The 16,220-nt window shown below is 60.5% G+C and carries 15 protein-coding genes and 3 tRNA genes; 2 read left to right on the forward strand and 16 right to left on the reverse strand.

Annotated elements, in window-relative coordinates; all coding sequences use genetic code 11:
• Positions 1-70 precede the first annotated feature (70 nt).
• The 10 genes from GVK95_RS24195 to GVK95_RS24240 all read right to left on the reverse strand — a co-directional run bounded on the left by GVK95_RS24195 (position 71) and on the right by GVK95_RS24240 (position 6,714).
• Entirely contained in the window at positions 71-775 is a 705-nt protein-coding gene (locus tag GVK95_RS24195; protein WP_159953247.1) for a 5' DNA nuclease, read from the reverse strand.
• Positions 776-797: 22 nt separating this feature from the next.
• Positions 798-2,102 (reverse strand): NADH-quinone oxidoreductase subunit NuoF, encoded by a 1,305-nt coding sequence (gene nuoF, locus GVK95_RS24200; RefSeq protein WP_159953248.1) that lies wholly within the window; start codon positions 2,100-2,102, stop codon positions 798-800.
• Between the two features lie 13 nt (positions 2,103-2,115).
• A complete protein-coding gene (locus GVK95_RS24205) occupies positions 2,116-3,234 on the reverse strand; it encodes an NADH-quinone oxidoreductase subunit E (protein ID WP_159953249.1) in 1,119 nt (372 codons plus the stop codon).
• Positions 3,235-3,252: 18 nt separating this feature from the next.
• On the reverse strand, positions 3,253-3,495 hold the full coding sequence (locus GVK95_RS24210; RefSeq protein WP_159953250.1) for a hypothetical protein: 243 nt from the start codon (positions 3,493-3,495) through the stop codon (positions 3,253-3,255).
• A complete protein-coding gene (locus GVK95_RS24215; protein ID WP_159953251.1) occupies positions 3,495-4,685 on the reverse strand; it encodes an NADH-quinone oxidoreductase subunit D in 1,191 nt (396 codons plus the stop codon). Before GVK95_RS24215 ends, GVK95_RS24210 begins: the two co-directional genes overlap by 1 nt.
• Positions 4,686-4,702: 17 nt before the next feature.
• Positions 4,703-5,305 (reverse strand): NADH-quinone oxidoreductase subunit C, encoded by a 603-nt coding sequence (locus GVK95_RS24220; protein WP_159953252.1) that lies wholly within the window; start codon positions 5,303-5,305, stop codon positions 4,703-4,705.
• Positions 5,306-5,323: 18 nt separating this feature from the next.
• The gene (locus GVK95_RS24225; protein ID WP_007601786.1) at positions 5,324-5,902 is read right to left on the reverse strand and encodes an NADH-quinone oxidoreductase subunit B; all 579 of its coding nucleotides are present in this window, start codon (positions 5,900-5,902) and stop codon (positions 5,324-5,326) included.
• Positions 5,893-6,258 carry an NADH-quinone oxidoreductase subunit A gene (locus tag GVK95_RS24230; protein ID WP_037073464.1) on the reverse strand — a complete coding sequence of 122 codons (366 nt, stop codon included), beginning with the start codon at positions 6,256-6,258 and terminating at the stop codon, positions 5,893-5,895. Before GVK95_RS24230 ends, GVK95_RS24225 begins: the two co-directional genes overlap by 10 nt.
• A 229-nt stretch (positions 6,259-6,487) precedes the next feature.
• Positions 6,488-6,564 (reverse strand) — tRNA-Asp (locus tag GVK95_RS24235).
• 73 nt (positions 6,565-6,637) lie between these two features.
• Positions 6,638-6,714 (reverse strand) — tRNA-Asp (locus tag GVK95_RS24240).
• A gap of 339 nt (positions 6,715-7,053) precedes the next feature.
• Here GVK95_RS24240 and GVK95_RS24245 point away from each other — a divergent pair.
• A tRNA-Val gene (locus GVK95_RS24245) sits at positions 7,054-7,129 on the forward strand.
• A 38-nt stretch (positions 7,130-7,167) separates the two neighbouring features.
• On the opposite strand, the gene GVK95_RS24250 is transcribed toward GVK95_RS24245, so the two are convergent.
• The 5 genes from GVK95_RS24250 to GVK95_RS24270 form a co-directional block, all read right to left on the reverse strand.
• The gene (locus tag GVK95_RS24250) at positions 7,168-7,893 is read right to left on the reverse strand and encodes an NYN domain-containing protein (protein WP_159953253.1); all 726 of its coding nucleotides are present in this window, start codon (positions 7,891-7,893) and stop codon (positions 7,168-7,170) included.
• Positions 7,894-8,075: 182 nt separating this feature from the next.
• Complete coding sequence (locus GVK95_RS24255) at positions 8,076-9,218, reverse strand: Xaa-Pro peptidase family protein (RefSeq protein ID WP_159953254.1); 1,143 nt, start codon at positions 9,216-9,218, stop codon at positions 8,076-8,078.
• A gap of 34 nt (positions 9,219-9,252) precedes the next feature.
• A complete protein-coding gene (locus tag GVK95_RS24260; protein ID WP_159953255.1) occupies positions 9,253-9,972 on the reverse strand; it encodes a GntR family transcriptional regulator in 720 nt (239 codons plus the stop codon).
• Between the two features lie 120 nt (positions 9,973-10,092).
• On the reverse strand, positions 10,093-11,448 hold the full coding sequence (locus GVK95_RS24265) for an MFS transporter (RefSeq protein WP_159953256.1): 1,356 nt from the start codon (positions 11,446-11,448) through the stop codon (positions 10,093-10,095).
• A gap of 124 nt (positions 11,449-11,572) precedes the next feature.
• Positions 11,573-12,664: a hypothetical protein gene (locus tag GVK95_RS24270; protein WP_159953257.1), complete on the reverse strand. Its 1,092-nt coding sequence runs from the start codon at positions 12,662-12,664 to the stop codon at positions 11,573-11,575.
• Positions 12,665-12,812: 148 nt separating this feature from the next.
• Here GVK95_RS24270 and GVK95_RS24275 point away from each other — a divergent pair, with 148 nt between their 5' ends.
• Positions 12,813-13,799 carry an aldo/keto reductase gene (locus GVK95_RS24275; protein ID WP_159953258.1) on the forward strand — a complete coding sequence of 329 codons (987 nt, stop codon included), beginning with the start codon at positions 12,813-12,815 and terminating at the stop codon, positions 13,797-13,799.
• A gap of 88 nt (positions 13,800-13,887) precedes the next feature.
• Here GVK95_RS24275 and GVK95_RS24280 read toward each other — a convergent pair whose 3' ends face one another.
• Positions 13,888-16,086, reverse strand: coding sequence for an esterase-like activity of phytase family protein (locus GVK95_RS24280; RefSeq protein WP_159953259.1), 2,199 nt, complete (start codon positions 16,084-16,086; stop codon positions 13,888-13,890).
• Positions 16,087-16,220: the final 134 nt, after the last annotated feature.

Here is a 16,220-nt window from a genome sequence, read left to right on the forward strand (position 1 = left end):
AGATGCAGCGCCCTCGCCCGTTCATTTCCTTCAGCCAGACACATCGCCCCTGCGCGGTCCAACCGTAAACTTACTTGCCTGAGCGGACCTTGCCGCCCGAAAGACGGCGGGCCTGCCCCGCCCAGTCGTCCCGCAGCACGCGGCCGTCGAGACCAATATCCTTGTCCAAGGCGGAAAGCGCCTCTTCACCGAGTTCCGCGATCTGGGCAAGACGGCTGATGCCCTTGCCGATCAGCACCTGCTCGAGCTTCGGGCCGATGCCTTCGATCCTCTTCAAATCGTCGGCCTTGCCCGAGGCCTTTACCCGAGGCTTTGCCACGGGCGCTGGCGCCGGCTTTTCTCCAGCCGAAACCTTGGCAACCGGCGTTTTCACCGCAACGGGCTTGGCCGGCGCCGGCTTTGCGACAACACGTTTCACAACAACAGGCTTGGCGGCCTTGACCGGAGCCGACTTGGCTTTCGCCTCGGATTTGACCACCGTCTGAGCCGGCGCAGCCCTGGTATCCTCGGCCGGGGTTTGTGGCGCGGAGACCTCCGAACCCTTGCGGTCTTCCTCGATCTTGCGCGCCAGCTTGCCAGACGCGTCCATAACCCCCTGGAGAGAGCCGAGGAAGAGACTGGTCATATGCGTTGCAAGCCCGAAGCCGATCGCGGTTGCTGCCGCCATGGCGGCTGCCGGATTGCTCATCAGCGGGTTCAGTGCTTCTGCCAGACGAGCGGCATCGACCGGATCAACCGGCTTGCCTTCCCCCGTCTTGTCAGAACCGCTGACCATAGCCCCAGACCCTTCGTTCGCCTTACTCGGCGGCTTCCATGACGACGCCATGCGCAATGGCGTTGCGTGTATACTGATCGATGCGCGCCTCGATTTCCGGACGGAAATTGCGGATGAGGCCCTGGATCGGCCAGGCAGCCGCATCACCGAGCGCACAGATGGTGTGACCCTCGATCTGCTTGGTCACCTGGAACAGCATGTCGATTTCGCGCTTCTGGGCATTGCCCCTCACCATGCGCTCCATGACACGCATCATCCAGCCCGTGCCTTCGCGGCATGGCGTGCACTGGCCGCAGCTCTCGTGCTTGAAGAAGGCCGAGATGCGCCAGATCGCCTTGATGATATCGGTCGACTTATCCATGACGATCATGCCACCGGTGCCGAACGAAGACTTCACTTCGCGTAGGCCGTCGAAATCGAGCACGACATCCATCATGTCCTCGGCCTTGACGACCGGGCAGGATGCGCCGCCGGGAATGACGGCGAGAAGGTTGTCCCAGCCGCCGCGGATGCCGCCGCCGTGCTTCTCGATCATTTCGCGGAAGGTGATGCCCATGCTTTCCTCAACCGTGCAGGGACGGTTGACGTGGCCGGAGATCATGAAAAGCTTGGTGCCGACATTGTTCGGACGACCGAAGGACGAGAACCAGCCGGCACCGCGACGCAGGATGGTCGGGGTCACCGCGATCGATTCGACGTTGTTGACCGTGGTCGGGCAGCCATAGAGGCCCATGTTGGCCGGGAACGGCGGCTTGAGGCGCGGCTGGCCCTTCTTGCCTTCAAGGCTTTCGAGAAGGGCTGTTTCCTCACCACAGATATAGGCGCCGGCGCCGTGATGGACATAGATGTCGATGTCGTAGCCAAGCTTATTGTTCTTGCCGAGCAGGCCGGCGTCATAGCACTCGTCGATCGCTGCCTGCAGGGCTTCACGCTCACGCATGAACTCACCGCGGACATAGATATAAGCGGCATTGGCGCCCATGGCGAAGGAGGCGATCACGCAGCCTTCGATCAGCGTATGCGGATCGTGGCGCAGGATGTCGCGGTCTTTGCAGGTGCCGGGTTCGGATTCGTCGGCATTGACGACGAGATAATGCGGACGGCCGTCGCTCTCCTTCGGCATGAAGGACCACTTGAGACCTGTCGGGAATCCGGCGCCACCGCGGCCGCGCAATCCGGAATTCTTCACCTCGTTGATGATCCAGTCGCGTCCCTTTTCAAGGATTTGCTTGGTTCCATCCCAATGGCCACGTGCCATGGCACCCTTCAGGGACTTGTCCTTGAGGCCATAGATATTGGTAAAGATGCGATCCTGATCTTTCAACATATCACTTTACCTCTCAGCGCGGCTTCTTGCCGAAGACTTTGATGTATTCGGCTTCGCCGCCCTTGGCGAGTGCCTTGGCCTGCTTAACCCAGTCGTCCCGCTCGATCCGGCCGGAGAACTTCAGGTAACCATCGACCCATTCACGTTCGGCCTTCTTCCACTTGGAAACCTGCTCGAACTTGTAGATCCCGAGACCGTTCAGCGTCGCCTCGATCTTCGGGCCGACGCCCGAGATCATCTTCAAGTCATCGACCGCATCCGGCTTTTCGATGCCGGCCGGACGGTTCTTGTCTTCCAGCGAAGGCTTTTCCGAACGCGCCGTATCGGCACTGTCGCCCTTGAGCTTGACGTTTTCGGCTGCAGCCTTCTTGTCGGTCGCCGGCGTCTTGAGCTTCGGATCGGTCTCCGGTGCATCGGTGACCGGCTTGGCTGCATTGGCCGGTGGCGTCGACGCCGTTACGGCAGGTGCTGGTGCGGCTTCGACCTGTGCGGCCGGTGAATCCTGAAAGCGGATAGGTTCGATCGGTTCGATCAGCGCGGTCGGACCGCCAGCAGCCGCGGAGAAGACGCGATCGATCTGAGGACCAGGCTTGATGTCGGAGCCCTTGCCTGCATCAAAACGGTCGATGATGTGCTCGAGCTGAGTCGGCGTCAGGTCTTCGTAGCTATCCTTGAAGATCATGATCATCGGTGCGTTGACGCAGGCGCCCTGACACTCGACTTCTTCCCACGACAGCGTTCCCGAAGCATTCAGTTCGAGCGGATCGTGATGGATCTTCGACTTGCAGACCTTGATCAGGTCCTCCGCGCCGCGCAGCATGCACGGCGTGGTGCCACAGACCTGGATATGCGCACGGGTGCCGATCGGCCGCAGCTGGAACTGGGTATAGAAGGTCGCGACCTCCAGCACCCGGATATACGGCATGTCGAGCTTTTCAGCGACGAATTCAATCGCCGCCTTCGTCACCCAGCCATCCTGCTCCTGCGCCCGCATCAATAGCGGGATCACCGCCGATTGCTGACGGCCTTCCGGATATTTGCGGATGGTGGCTTCAGCCCAAACGGCATTTTCCGCATTGAAGGAAAAGCCTGCCGGCTGAAATTGCTCTTCGGCTAGTCGACGAACGGACATACTTCCTCACGCCTTGTATCAGTTTATGGAACCACACCGCGTATTCGTCACATTGGCGAATTCGCAGGCATAGGCCGACTTATCTTTCTGCAGAAATACAAACAGCTTCGAGCCGGTCCAGGACGAGCTCTTGATTTCATATCCCTGCTTGATGAGATTGGCCATCGATACCGATGACCGGCTCGCCGTCACGTCGCTTTCCTGCGCCACCGCAGCGGTGGCACAGACAAAAGCAGCGATCGCGACGAGGGTCTTCAGCATCAGCGGTCAACTTCCCCGAACACGATGTCCAGCGAACCCAGGATGGCGGACACGTCCGCCAGCTGGTGGCCGCGGCAAATGAAATCCATCGCCTGGAGATGGGCATAGCCCGGGGCGCGGATCTTGCAGCGATAGGGTTTGTTGCTGCCGTCGGAGACAAGATAGACGCCGAATTCGCCCTTGGGCGCTTCAACGGCGGCGTAAACTTCGCCCTCGGGCACATGGTAGCCTTCGGTGTAAAGCTTGAAGTGATGAATCAGGGCTTCCATCGACCGCTTCATCTCGCCGCGCTTGGGCGGAACGACCTTGCCGTCCAGCGACGAGATCGGGCCGACACGAGCATCGCCGAGCAGACGATTGACGCATTGCTTCATGATCTTCACCGATTCGCGCATTTCGAACATGCGGATCAGATAGCGGTCGTAGCAGTCGCCATTCTTGCCGACCATCAGGTCGAAGTCGAGATCGGCGTAACATTCGTAAGGTTGCGACTTGCGCAGGTCCCAGGCAGCGCCGGAACCACGGACCATGACGCCCGAGAAGCCCCAGGCCCAGCAGTCATCCAGCGTGACGACGCCGATATCGACGTTACGCTGCTTGAAGATACGGTTGCCGGTCAGCAGGTCATCGATATCGTCGACAGTCTTGAGGAACGGATCGCACCACTTGCCGATATCCTCGACCAGTTCATGCGGCAGATCCTGATGCACGCCGCCCGGACGGATATAGGCAGAGTGCATGCGGGCGCCACAGGCACGCTCGTAAAACACCATCAGCTTTTCGCGCTCTTCGAAGCCCCAGAGCGGCGGCGTCAGCGCACCGACGTCCATCGCCTGCGTGGTGACGTTCAGGAGATGCGACAGGATACGGCCGATTTCCGAGTACAAAACGCGGATCAGCTGGCCACGGATCGGGATTTCCAGACCGAGCAGCTTCTCTACCGCCATCGAATAGGCGTGTTCCTGGTTCATCGGCGCGACATAGTCGAGACGGTCGAAATATGGCAGTGCCTGAAGATAGGTCTTGGTCTCGATCAGCTTTTCGGTGCCACGATGCAAAAGGCCGATATGCGGATCGACGCGCTCGACGATTTCACCGTCGAGCTCGAGCACGAGACGCAAGACCCCGTGCGCCGCCGGATGCTGCGGACCGAAGTTGATGTTGAAATTGCGGACGTTGTGTTCTGTCATAGCCCCAAACCTTCCGCTTAACTGGTCGCCTTCTCATCGCCGGGCAGCACGTAGTCCGTGCCTTCCCATGGCGAGAGAAAGTCGAAATTCCGGAATTCCTGCTTGAGTTCGACAGGCTCGTAGACAACGCGCTTGGCGTTGTCGTCGTAGCGAACCTCGACGAAGCCCGTGGTCGGGAAGTCCTTGCGCAGCGGATGTCCCTCGAAACCGTAGTCGGTCAGGATGCGGCGCAGATCCGGATGGTCAGTGAACAGGATGCCGTACATGTCCCAGGTCTCGCGCTCGAACCAGTCAGCGCCGGGAAACACCGGACAGGCGGACGGCACCGGCTTGAATTCGCCGGTGGCAACCTTGATACGGATGCGCAGGTTCTGGCGCGGCGACAGCAGGTGATAGACCACGTCAAAGCGGTCTTTACGCTTCGGATAGTCGACGCCGCAGATGTCGATCAGGTTGATGAACCCGCACTGGACATCGTCGCGCAGGAAAGTCAGCAGCGCAATGATGTTTTCCGCCTTGGCGGTCAGCGTCAGTTCGCCATAGGTAATTTCGCTCGTCGCGATCAGCGCGCCGCGCATTTCCTTGAGATAGGATGCCAGCTCGTTCAGGGCTTCAGTCATTGTCTTTGTCCCTTTGCCTTACCGTTCGATCGTGCCAGTGCGCCGGATCTTCTTCTGCAGCAGCAGCACTCCGTAAAGAAGCGCTTCTGCCGTGGGGGGACAGCCCGGCACATAGATATCGACCGGCACGACGCGGTCGCAACCGCGCACGACGGAGTAGGAATAATGATAGTAGCCGCCGCCATTGGCACAGGAGCCCATCGAGATGACGTAGCGCGGCTCAGGCATCTGGTCGTAGACCTTGCGCAGTGCCGGGGCCATCTTGTTGGTCAACGTGCCGGCAACGATCATCACGTCGGACTGGCGCGGGCTGGCACGCGGCGCAAAGCCGAAGCGCTCGACGTCGTAACGCGGCATCGACAGCTGCATCATTTCGACGGCGCAGCAGGCGAGACCAAAGGTCATCCACATCAGCGAACCGGTACGGGCCCAGTTGATCAGCTCATCGGTCGAGGTGACCAGAAAGCCCTTGTCGGCGAGCTCATTGTTGATCTCGCCGAAGAAAGCATCATCGCTGCCGATGGGCTTGCCGGTATTGGGATCGATGATGCCCTTGGGCTGCTGGGCGACCAGCGTGTTGGACTGGATCACTCCCATTCGAGCGCCCCCTTCTTCCATTCATAAATAAAGCCGATGGTGAGCACAAAGAGGAAGGCCATCATCGACCACAGGCCGAACCAACCAATCTCGCTGAAGGACACAGCCCAGGGAAACAGGAAGGCCACTTCGAGATCGAAGATGATGAAGAGGATCGACACCAGGTAGAAACGGATGTCGAACTTCATGCGCGCATCGTCGAAGGCGTTGAAGCCACATTCATAGGCCGAGAGCTTTTCCGAATCAGGCGCCTTGTAGGCAACGGCAAAAGGCGCGATCAAAAGCGCCAGGCCAATGACAAGGGCTATACCGATAAAGATGGCGATCGGAAGGTAGGAACTGAGAAGTTCAGTCATCATATCACCCTGCTTGTCTCTAATGCCGGGAAGCATCTGGGGCGGAGCCGACAAGCCGAAAGAGAGTTGTAACGAGCCGTGGTTAGCGCAGCCTGTCGGTCAGCGCAAGTCCAACCAAAGCCTTTTCACCCGATACCCGACCACACCTTACCAGCGGGTAAAATGGGTGTCGCGCGAAATCCGCTTTAGATATGTTTGAAAACAAATTTAATTCAGGAAAGAGGAGGAGTGGCGCGAGTGACGGGGCTCGAACCCGCGACCTCCGGCGTGACAGGCCGGCACTCTAACCAACTGAGCTACACCCGCGCATTTTGGATACCAATGATATCCGATCTCCTCGGCAGCCAAGTGGCTGCACTGCTTTTGCTTTTTCTGGGAATGGCGCGAGTGACGGGGCTCGAACCCGCGACCTCCGGCGTGACAGGCCGGCACTCTAACCAACTGAGCTACACCCGCGTATTTCCAGATGAGGAGTAAAGCGCTCCTCGCCGAGCGGGCTAACCCGTTCGATGAGCGGCTAACTAAGGCGTTCGTCTGGGAGTGTCAAGCAGCTTTCCAGACAAAACTGCGAGCAAGTCATTTTTATCCAAAGCCCCCTTCCCCACCCTCGGAAGGCATCAAGCCTCGCGACAACGGGACGCAGGGCGAAGCGGCCGAAGTTCCGGGCTTTTTCACAACACACTCATCAACGGCGATTAAAAAAAACAAAAAAACTTCACAAACGCTCTTGCGGATTTTCCCCGATCCGCATAGATCACGGCCACCGACGCGGCGGACATGATCCGGTCAGCGAGCGGGCGATTAGCTCAGTTGGTAGAGCGCCTCGTTTACACCGAGGATGTCGGCGGTTCGAGTCCGTCATCGCCCACCATTTTCCTTTTTCTGTATATTGGAACGGTTAAGCAGCGGCTACGCTTGCTGTATGCGCAGGCGCATACGCATGTGGCCTCCCTCACGCTCCTCGATTTCGAACGCTCCAGCGTTTCGCACCAATTGGCTCAGCTTGGTGTAACCAAAAGTTCTCGGATCGAAATCGGACTTCATGTTTGAAAGCTGCGTGCCGAGTGCAGAAAGCCCTACCCACCCGTCCTCACTTTTGATTTCTGCCAGCACCCGCTTGATGATCGGCGTTGCTGCGCTCGGCGGCTTGCGAGGTGCTGGTAGTTTCGAGTCGCCGTCAAAATTGCTTGGGGCAAGCAAATTTTCGGTATGGAAGAACTGTCGGCAGGCCTGCCTGAAGCTCTCGGGCGTCTTCTGTTCACCGAATCCGAACACGTCCACGCCCTGCTCCCGGATTCTCGACGCGAGCCGTGTGAAATCGCTGTCCGATGAAACCAGACAAAAGCCATCGAAGCGGCCGCTGAGAAGCAGATCCATGGCATCAATGACCAATGTGATGTCCGACGCATTCTTTCCGGCGGTGTAGGCGAACTGCTGCTGCGGAACTATGGCGTGGCGCGCAAGCGCTTCCTTCCAGCCTTTCGTACATGGGCTGGCGAAATCACCATAGATACGGCGAACGTTCGCCTCGCCGATTCGCGCTATCTCTTCAAACAGTCGATCGACAATCTTCGAAGAAGTATTGTCGGCGTCGATCAGGACAGCCAGGCGCAGCAGACGATTATTGGCGGCCAATACGGTACGCTCCCTTTGTCTCTGAGCCCTCGCCTCAGACCATCAGCCTATGGTGCATTTAGTGGCGCCTGATGCAAAGCAGAGTTGTTTTTCTCGGTAAACAACTGGTCATCAAGCGAGCAATCAGAAAAAAGCCCGCCGGAGTGATCCAGCGGGCTTTCGACCTGTGCAAGCCTCAAACCTCAAGCAAACGGCTCCGCCGGCCCCTTCGCCGGTTCGGTGAACCAGTGAGCACCGGTCTCACCCATATAGATGTGATCCTCCAGCCGGATGCCGTAGCGCTCTGGGAAGACGATCATAGGCTCGTTGGAGAAACACATGCCGGCCGCGAGCCGGGTCTGGTTGCCGCGGACGATATAGGGTTCCTCATGGATCTCGAGGCCAAGGCCATGGCCGGCGCGATGCGGCAGGCCCGGAAGGGCGTAGTCCGGCCCGAGGCCATGGCTGCCAATCAGGGCGCGGGCGGCATCATCGAGGCTGCCACAGGTGGCGCCGAGCCTTGCCGCGTCGAACACGGCCTGCTGCGCCGCGCGCTCGATTGCCCAGTTGCGGGCAAAATCGGCATCGGGCGAATCCAGCACATAGGTGCGGGTCAGGTCGGAGTGGTAGCCGTCCAGCCGGCAGCCGGTATCGACGAGAATCACGTCGCCGGACTGGTAGGTCTGCTCGCCGTCTGCGCCATGCGGCAGCGAGGTTGCCGCCCCAAACGAGACGATGCAGAAGCTGGAGCCACCGGCCGCGCCCAATTCGCAGTGCTGATCATCGATGTAACGAACGACTTCGGAGGCGCGAATGCCGGGGCGAATGAAAGCGTGGGCGCGGCGATGCACTTCCAGGGTGAGGTTCATCGCATACTGAATGATGGCGATCTCGGCATCGGACTTGCACAGGCGGATATCGCGAATCAGCCGCCCGCCATCGATTAGCTGGTCAGGCCCGAGTTTCGACGCCAGCGCATGATAGACAAACAGCGGCAGGGCATCATCGAGCGCCAGCCGATCCCCCTGACCCAGCAGTTTTGCCACGCATTCGGCGCCGCTTTCGTCTTCCTGCCAGAGGGCGATATCGCCGTCGAGCTTGGCAAGCGTCTCGACCTTGCTCTGCTCGAAGCCGGGAACGATGTAGGTGAGGCCGGTTTGCGTCACCAGCGCGCCGACGAGACGCTCGCTGGCATGCCATACCATGCCGGTGAAGTAACGCAGGCTTTCGGTCGAGCCAAGCAAAAGGGCATCGACACCGGCCGCCTGCATGGCAGCGCGAAGTCGGGCGAGCCGCTGCTCCCGCTCAGAATTTGCGATCGAGGCGGGACGAAGAGAGGCAGTCATGGCAATTCCTTGGACAATATCGAAGATTGTGGCGTCAGAGGCGCGGCATTGACAATGCATTGCCATAGGCGCGGGAGACGTATTCCTGGATCTGGTGGACGATCTGGGCCGCATGGGCGCTTGCCAGTTCATCGGCGCGCTCGACATCGCCGTCGACGATCGCCCGGATCATGTCCTCGTGTTCGTCGACATATTGGCGCGGCAGGCGGTCATCAAACGTGGAATAGTAAAGCCGCAGGATCCGCCGCCCCTCGTCCAGCAGGCGGGCGAAAAAACTGGTGTAGTAGCCATTGCCCGCACGCTCGGCGATGGCGACATGAAATTCACGATTGGCCTCGATCATGGCAAAGGCGTCCTGGGCGGCGACGGCTGCGGTAAATTCACGTTGGCGTCGGAGAATCATATCCATGCCGGCCTTGCCGCTTTTTTGCGCCGCGCCGCGGGTGGTCACCCTGTACATCAGCGTCAAAGCCTCGAAATAGGTCGGCAGGGTGGAAAAATCGATGACGGCGACGATCGTGCTGCGATTGGGCAGCGTCGTCACCAGGCCCTCCGAGGCCAGCCGCAGCAGGGCTTCGCGCACGGGCGTCCTCGACATGCCGAAATGTTCGGCAAGCGTCACCTCGTCGAGCGGGCTACCCGGCGCACGGGCCATGGCCAGAATGTCCTGGCGCAAGGTGCTGTACACCGTCTGGCTGCCGGAACCGCGTGCACGTGCTCCTTCGACCACATTGCCATCCTTCGTCTCTTCCATCGCACCCATCCGCTTCGTCCCACCTTGCCCGGGGCCATGGGCCACCGGATGTGGATCAAGCTCATCCGGCATCACGGGAGAAAGTCAAGGTCGGGCCTAACGGAAGCAGTCCGGCCGGCGTCAGGATGACGGCCTATCGAGCGCATCGCGCAGACGCCTATGCTCGCTCTCATCCAGCGAGAAGCGCCACATGATGGCGATGGCGGCAAGCTTCGGCAGGATGGGCAGCCAGGCGTAAAGGCCGCCGAGGGCAGTCAGTGCTGATTCGGTCTGGGTCGCATTCTGCTCGCCGACGAAACCCGCAAGATCGAGGAGCGGGAAAACCACCCCGGCCGAAAGGGCGACGGCCAGCTTGGTGATGAAGCTCCATGCGGCGAAATAGAGGCCGGATCGCTGTTCGCCGGACCGGACCGTATCATTGTCGATCACGTCGGCCTGGATAGCCGGCGGCAAGGTGAGGTCAAAGCCGAGCAAGAGGCCGGTTGTAACGCAGACGATGGCAAAAAGAATGACGTCCCCCTGCCCCAGGAAACCGGCCGCGGAAAAGATCAGGCAGGCGACGAGCATGGCGAGACACCAGGCGCGGTGCTTTCCCAGCCGCGCGGCGCACCAGACGGCAAGCGGAATACCGGCAAGCGGAATACCGGCAATCGCGCTGAGGAAATAGGAAAATAGCAAAGGACCTTGCAGTGCCGGCGTACCCAGGCGCTGACCGACAAAATAGATGAACAGCGACGCCGGTACGGCATTGGCGAAGCTGTTGAGCAGAAAGGCCCCTGCCAGTCTCAGAAACGGGCGATTGCCGGTCAGATGTGCAAGGCTTTCGCGCAGTGACAGGCGGCGGCGAGAGACATCCTGCGGCTCCGGCACCGTGATCACCGTTGCCAGTCCGGCAAGTGGCAGGGCGATGGCAATGAAGACGGCGATCCAGGCGAGGCCATGAAACCCCTTTACCGTTCCGAGACCGCCGATGAAGGGCAGTGAAATAGCAAGCAGCGAGCCGATCAGGGTTGCGCCTTCCCGAAACGCCGACAGCCGGACGCGCGCCTGATAACCCGTCGCCAGTTCAGCGCCCCAGGCCGTGTAAGGCAGAAGCGTCCAGGTGGCACCGATCGACAGTGCCGTGCCCCAGAGCCCCAGATAGGCAAGGCCCGCATCCTGCGGCGGCCAGAACAGCATGAATGCCGAAAGCGAGGTCAGCGGCAGCGACAGGGCGAAAAAGACGCGCCGGCGACCGTGGCGGTGGGCAAAACGATCGGACAGCCAGCCGAAAAGCGGGTCGGTGACCGCGTCGACCAGGCGGATTGCCAGCAACGTGGCGCCGATGGCCGCAAGCGAAATACCGAAGTTGCCGGCATAGAACGTTGGAACGACGATATAGAACGGCAGCGCGATGGCGGCGAGTGGAACAGCCGGCAGGGCGTAAAGGGCAAACAGGCGGTTGGACGGCATTGTCTCTTGGGCGGGCGGACGCATGGTAATCCTTGTCGGCAGTCGCCTGACTGCTCATTCAAGGCAATACGCGTTCTGCGGCCCGGCGGTTTTCCCATGGCGGTGACGGCGATTGCACGGCCGGCCATTTGCCGTGCGACATCCGCTTTCAGATTACCGATACGAGCTTGAAAACCGGCTTGAGGTGATGGCGAAACGGGAAAAGCAAGAGTTTCGCGAGCTGCCGCAGGCCGAAAAGCGCAAGGCTTGCAGCCAATCCTGCCATGGCCGCGACGAGCAGATAGAGATCCCAGCCGATGGTCATCAGGCTGCGGCCGAGGAATTTCATCACCGCAGTGCTGCTGTCGCCGAAATGGAGGCCGATGCGCTGCAGCCGGCGCAGGTCGGACGGTCCCTCGGCCAGCGACAGCGCCTGGACTGCGGCGCGCGGACCACCGGCGGTGCCTATTTCGCCAAGTACACGCGCGTCATCGACCAAAGCGCCAGCCGCCTTCCGGTCGACAACGCGGGTTGCGATCGTGCGGGCGCGGGACAGGCCCAGGGCACCCTCGTCGGCAGCGGAAGCAATTTCCCGACGCAGGAGTTTTGTGTCGATCACCTGACCGGCGGTCCTGGTCAGATAGGCCGCGAACGGGCGGCTCATCCGGCCTGCACGACGGACGTTCTTGATCATAGCGAGGCCGGCATCGGCGACACCGGCCGCCCCTGCCGTGCCATAGGTTGCAGCCGTCAGGCCAAGGCCGATACCCGACAGGGTGAGCAGAACGGGATCATAATCACCACCGCCGACCAGCCTCAGACCCTCCACGGAAAAATCGCGCAGATCGCCAAAGCCGATCAGATCGCTGGAAACCGAGCCGGCAATCTCGGAGCCACTGTCGATCGAGCCGAAGACGAACCCGTTTGCCACGCCGCTGCCTGTTACGAATGCCCGGCGCAGAAGGGTTCCCTCGGCACGCTCGCCCAGGTCCATCGGCAGATGATGACCTTCCTGGATCGCCAATTTGTATAGGCTGCCGGCATAGGCATAGTCGTCTGCGGCAATGGCGGCCTCGATTTCGTCGCGGAACTGCTCCGTTGAAGCGAATGCCAGTCGGTACTGAGCCAGGGAGACCGGGTCGACAAGGCCGAGCGCCACGCCGCTGCGATAGAGCGGCAATGCCGCTTCCCAGACAGCAAGGCCCGCCAGACAAAAGGTTGCCATCCGTGCCAGGCGCAAAAGTCCATAAATATGCATCATGTTTGTCATACCGGCCGGAGCATTCCAAGTTTCAAGTCGCTACAACCCGTTCACGGTGTTTTTGCGACATCACGCATGGTTCGCCGTTGACCCTTGCCCGCCCCTGCGCCAATTGATAGCCGCAACGATATTCAAGGGAGAGATAGTCATGAGACAACATGCTTTTGGTCGCACCGAATTTACGGTCAGCGATATCGGCTTCGGTGCCTGGCAGATCGGTGGATCCTGGGGTGAGGTCTCCGAGGCAGACGGTCGGGCGGCACTGAATGCCGCGCTTGATGCCGGCATGACCTTTATAGATACGGCTGACGTCTATGGTGACGGTCGCTCAGAGCGGATCATCGCCGACGTGTTGAAGGCGCGCGGCGGCACGCGGCCGATGGTCGCCTCCAAGGCCGGCCGTCGGCTCAATCCACATGTGGCCGACGGCTATACCAAGGCCAATATCGAGGCTTTCATCGACCGTTCGCTGAAGAACCTTGAAGTGGACAGCCTCGATCTCGTGCAGTTGCACTGCCCGCCGACCGAGGTTTACTACCGTCCGGAGATGTTCGAGGGGCTGGAAGAGATCCGCAAGGCCGGCAAGATCAAGCACTACGGCGTCAGCGTCGAAAAGGTCGAGGAAGCGCTGAAGGCGATCGAATATCCGGGCGTAGCCAGCGTGCAGATCATCTTCAACATGTTCCGCCAGCGCCCGGCCAGCCTGTTCTTCCAGGAGGCCAAGCGCCGCAACGTTGCCGTCATTGCCCGTGTACCGCTGGCAAGCGGCCTGCTGTCGGGCAAGATCACCGCGGCCACGCAGTTTGCCGCCGAGGACCACCGCAATTTCAACCGCAATGGTGAAGCTTTCGATGTCGGCGAGACCTTTGCCGGCGTGCCGTTCGAGACCGGTCTTGCAGCTGTCGAGGAGATCCGCAAGCTGGTACCGGCCGGTGGTGCGATGGCTGGCTTCGCCTTGCGCTGGATCCTCATGCATGAGGCCGTCACCGTCGTCATTCCCGGCGCGCGCAATGGTGAGCAGGCCAAGGCCAATGCTGCGGCCTCCGACTTGCCAGCCCTCTCCGCCGACGTCATGGCAGCCGCCAGGGACACCTACGACCGGCTGATCGCGCCGCATGTGCATCAGCGCTGGTAGTCATCTCTTGTCGAAATGAAACAAAGAGAGGCCGGGTGAGCGATCACCCGGCCTCGTCTGTTTCAGAAAACCAAGATCCGACGCGGTATCAGTTGGTGCCCTTGAGATTGACCTGCCAGAACAGGGTCTCGCCGGAACTATCGTCAACGCCATCGTTGTCGGTCACGGCAAAGGCGTTGCCGGCAGCGTCGAAGGCGAAGCCTTCCAGCTTGTCGACTACGTAACCATTCGTCGCCGCCTTCAAGTCGGGCAGGAAGTCATGCGCTTCCTGCTTGGTGACAAGCGGCAGCTTTTCGCCGAGCTTGGCCGGCTTCAGGTCGGCGATGGCTACAGTGTAGAGCTTCTTCAGCTTGGCATTGTCGCCAACCTGGTTGTCGCGCTCGACGATGTAGAGATTGCCGTCATGGGCGGTAATCTCGGACAGGCCGACCCAACCGGCTTCGGTCTTGTCGAGCGGGTAGCTGACGGCGCCCCATTCCTTGGACTTGATGTTATAGGAGACCAGCTTGGCGGTGCCCTTCTCGTCGTCCTTCCATTCGCGCTGCACGGCCATCCACAAGGTCTGGTCGTCGCCTTCGCCAACGGAGGTGATGCCTTCGAGGCCGAAGCGGGTCTGGCCGGCGATAAGCTCGACCGGGAAGCCGATTTCCGACTTGATCTCGCCCTTGGCGTCGACATTGTAGATGCCGTGGCCGACGAGCTTGGCCGGATCGCCTTCGGAGGCGAGCCAGAACCCGCCCTTGCCGTCCAGTGTGATGCCTTCGATGTCGAGCTTCTGCGCTGCGGCGCCGCCACGGGTCACCGGCAGGGCGCTGGTGATGACGGCCGGCTTCTGCGTTGCGTCAACCGTGAAGATGGTCGGCTGGGCGGAATAGAAGCTGTCGTTAACGGCGTAGAGCGTTCCTGCCTTTTCGGCATCGCCGACCAGGCCGGACAGAGCACCCCAGCCGATCGGCGCGCCGTCGACGATGTCGGAGCGGATCATCGGATAGGCCGGTGTGCCTTCTGCCAGTTCATAGAGCATCACATGCGAGCGCGGGCCGCCATCTTCGCCGAGATCCACCTCGTTGGCGGTGGCGAGCAAGTTGCGACCGGGAATGGCGACTGCGCCTTCCGGAGACACGCCAGACGGCAGCAGCTGCACCAGTTCCGGCTCGGCACCGGTGTCCTTGTAGACGCCGACGACGGACGCACGTTCAGAAAGAACAAAGAAATACTTCTGGTCGCCAAAGGTGGCAGCTTCCAGGCCTTCGAGTTCGACACCCTTGGACTTGGCGCGCTTGTCGGGGAAGTGGCCGATCTGGGCGATGGCGAGTTCCAGCGACGGGCCTGATTCGTAGGAAACCTTGCCGGTTTTGTCGAAGATGGTGAAGCTGCGCGATCCGCCTTCATAGTCGCCTTCGTTGGCAACAACGAAACGGTTGTCGTCGAGCCACTTCAGGGCGTCCGGCTCGCGCAGAACGCCTTCCTTTTTGCCGGTGAACTTCAATGCGCCATCCGACTTGGTGTCGATGCCGGCGAGATCGACGGTGCCGGCGGTGAAATGCGTCTTCACTTCGCCGGTCTTGCCGTCGACCATGACAATCTCATTGTTTTCCTGCAGCGTCACGGCGATTTCGCCGAGGCTGTTGATCGAGACGAATTCCGGCTCCGGATCGTCACCGGCAATTCCGGCCAGACCGGTCATGGCAACATGCTTCAACGAAGCGCAATCGACCGTGCCGTCCTTCAGGCCGACGATGACGAGATCACCAGCCGGCATCTGCGGCAGCTTGCCTTCGTTCAGTTCCTCGTCACGCTCGTTTTCGATGGCGATGACGGCAAAGGTCTTGTCCGGCGAGATCGCAACCGAATCCGGCTGGCCGCCGAGATCGCAGGTCAGGTCGATCTCCTTGGAGGCGATATCGACGACGGCCAGACGACCCGACGGGTTGACCTTGCTCTCTGACGTATTGACTGCCACCAGAACCTTGTTGCCGAGGGCGGCAACCGATGTCGGCTCGCCATCCATCATCAGGGCGCCAGCGGCCTTCGGGGCCTTGGCGTCGGAAATATCGACGAAGCCGATGCCGCCGAGCGGGCTGTCGGAATAGATCAGCGTCATGCCATCTTCCGAGGCGGTGACGATTTCGGCCGAAGTGGTCGAAAGCTTGTCCTTGTCGGCCGGCAGATTGCTGGCGACCGGGAAGGCGGCGATACGGTTGAAGACCTGGTCAGCTGCGGCGGGCAGCGCCACGGATGCCAGAAGAGCCGCCGTCAGGGCGACACGGGAAAGACCAAATGTCATGGGGAAACCTCCTGTTTCATGTGTTTCCTGCCATATTACGGCATGAAATGGGCGGATGGCCTAGCACATAGACCATCCAGCCACCCCCTTAACATCGCAATATGACAGTTGGGACACAAAGCCGTAGGGCTGTG

It is taken from the genome of Rhizobium sp. 18065 (assembly GCF_902706095.1).
GTDB lineage: Bacteria > Pseudomonadota > Alphaproteobacteria > Rhizobiales > Rhizobiaceae > Allorhizobium.